General features: G+C 37.8%; 3 protein-coding genes. 1 reads left to right on the forward strand and 2 read right to left on the reverse strand.

The genetic code is table 11. The annotated features are described in order from the left end of the window. Positions 1 to 420 precede the first annotated feature (420 nt). Entirely contained in the window at positions 421 to 906 is a 486-nt protein-coding gene (locus IQ228_RS25600; protein WP_027401801.1) for a hypothetical protein, read from the forward strand. A gap of 24 nt (positions 907 to 930) precedes the next feature. On the opposite strand, the gene IQ228_RS25605 is transcribed toward IQ228_RS25600, so the two are convergent. Both IQ228_RS25605 and IQ228_RS25610 read right to left on the reverse strand, forming a co-directional pair. Then, positions 931 to 1212: a TMEM165/GDT1 family protein gene (locus tag IQ228_RS25605; protein WP_027401802.1), complete on the reverse strand. Its 282-nt coding sequence runs from the start codon at positions 1210 to 1212 to the stop codon at positions 931 to 933. Between the two features lie 29 nt (positions 1213 to 1241). After that, positions 1242 to 1619 carry a TMEM165/GDT1 family protein gene (locus tag IQ228_RS25610; RefSeq protein WP_027401803.1) on the reverse strand — a complete coding sequence of 126 codons (378 nt, stop codon included), beginning with the start codon at positions 1617 to 1619 and terminating at the stop codon, positions 1242 to 1244. Positions 1620 to 1856: the final 237 nt, after the last annotated feature.

Consider the following 1856-nt stretch of genomic DNA (forward strand, 5'->3'; position numbering starts at 1 on the left):
ATGTTTACCTGTATCTGGGGAAACTATTGATTTTTCCGATGCAGCTTTTCCTCTGGAAAATAAGGAAAAAATCAAGATTTAATTTAAAAATACAAGTATCTATAAAAACTACAAAACTCAATTAAAAACTATCTGATAAGAATCTTTATGCTTACTTACAGCAGATATAGAATTTTGGTTAGCATTAGCAAATCTTAAATACTAAAACAGTCAATCTATTGAATTGGATTTTCTGGGCGCAAAGACATTAAGTTTTGCAGATTTTTGAATTATTTGTTAATCAAACTTCAAATTTGTTTACAAAATCGTCTGAAACCGCTTTAATAACGCTATTTTTTGGTTTGTAACAGTTAATTGATATTTGTTGTCAAAATCATTGTTTTAGTTAAACTCTAAGAATACAACAAAGCAATTATTCTTATGAACGCCATTTCTAACCTCAATTTGAAAAAGTCAACTTGGCAAACGGCCATTCTCTTAACTCTGGGCTTTTGGCTGAGTGCTAGTCTGGTGTTGGATTGGGTAATTATGCCTAGTCTTGCCGTTGCTGGGATGATGAATGAAGAAAATTTTTCTACAGTCGGTTATGTGGTTTTTGGGAATTTTAATCGCTTAGAATTATTGTCTGCTGCTGTGGTTTTAACTGCTGTGTTAGCTATTAGCAAAACTCAATCTAATTGGCGTTTGGGTATCATTGCTTTATCTGGACTTCTGTTAATAATCGTATTTCTAGATACTTATTTCCTAACTCCCCAAATGTGCGCTCTGGGGGCTAATTTTAGCCTACTCCCTCGTGATTCAATGCCACCAACAATGAATTTATTGCACGGCGGTTATTTTCTGTTGGAAGTTTTGAAGCTGGTTGGAGGAGGTATGCTTTTAAATTGGTGTTGGCGGGAAGCTTAAAATCAGAGTTTTTTGCTTTTTGAATTATTCCTCGTCACTGTTGGGTAATAATAGACGGATGGCGAGGATGGCAAAACCGATGGCTGCGATCGCTTTTAAAATGCGTGTAGGTAAAAATTGGGACACTGCACCACCAGCCAATGCGCCCAGGAGACTTGTTAATACTAAAGCGCCCGCTGTACCAAAAAATATAGCTTTTCGAGATTGTCCCTGTCCAGAAAGTGCGATCGCTGCTAACTGACTTTTATCACCCAATTCTGATAAAAACACTGTTACAAAGCTTAGTCCTAAAAGATGCCAGTTCATAATTCCCTAATTCACAATATTTATAAGTATTAACCCTGAATCACATCCCACACCAGCATCAGAGAAATTAACAGCAACATCACCCCGGCTGATTTCTCGACGGTTTTCGGGCTGAGTTTTGTGGATATCCAACCACCTAACAATACTCCCAGTAAGCTAGTAGTAATTAATGCTACTGCTGAACCTAGAAAAACTACCCAGGGGGCATGGGATTCTGCACTCATTAATAAGGTGGAAAGTTGGGTTTTATCACCAATTTCTGCGAGAAAAATTGTGATAAAGGTTGTCCCAAAGACCATAAATACAGATTCTTTCGGTTGGGGATGATCCTTAACTATAGTCTGATGTAACTGGCTTTCAGTTTCCGATAATTGGGAAATGCTGACAGGTGGAGTATCAAGTTTCACAGGCGCTAATATTGTCTCTAGGTTGTTTTCATATTCTCTTCATTTTCTCATATTGTTGTCATAAATTGCAACTGGATTTCTCAAAAACCGACGGCTTGATCAAAACGATAGTTTAACCAAATATGAAACCCCTCTGGTAAACCTCTCCTTTGCACCCCTCCCTGACCCTCCCCTACAAGGGAGGGAAAAGGAGCAGCTTTTATAATTGGAGAGGCTTTGAAGCTTGTTCTTTGTCTG

Source organism: Dolichospermum sp. LEGE 00246 (assembly GCF_015207865.1).
Taxonomy (GTDB): domain Bacteria; phylum Cyanobacteriota; class Cyanobacteriia; order Cyanobacteriales; family Nostocaceae; genus Dolichospermum; species Dolichospermum heterosporum.

Coding starts and splice junctions, on each gene's coding strand:
- IQ228_RS25605 (WP_027401802.1), bottom strand. CDS start 1,212: ATGAACTGGCATCTTTTAGGACTAAGCTTTGTAACAGTGTTTTTATCA.
- IQ228_RS25600 (WP_027401801.1), top strand. CDS start 421: ATGAACGCCATTTCTAACCTCAATTTGAAAAAGTCAACTTGGCAAACG.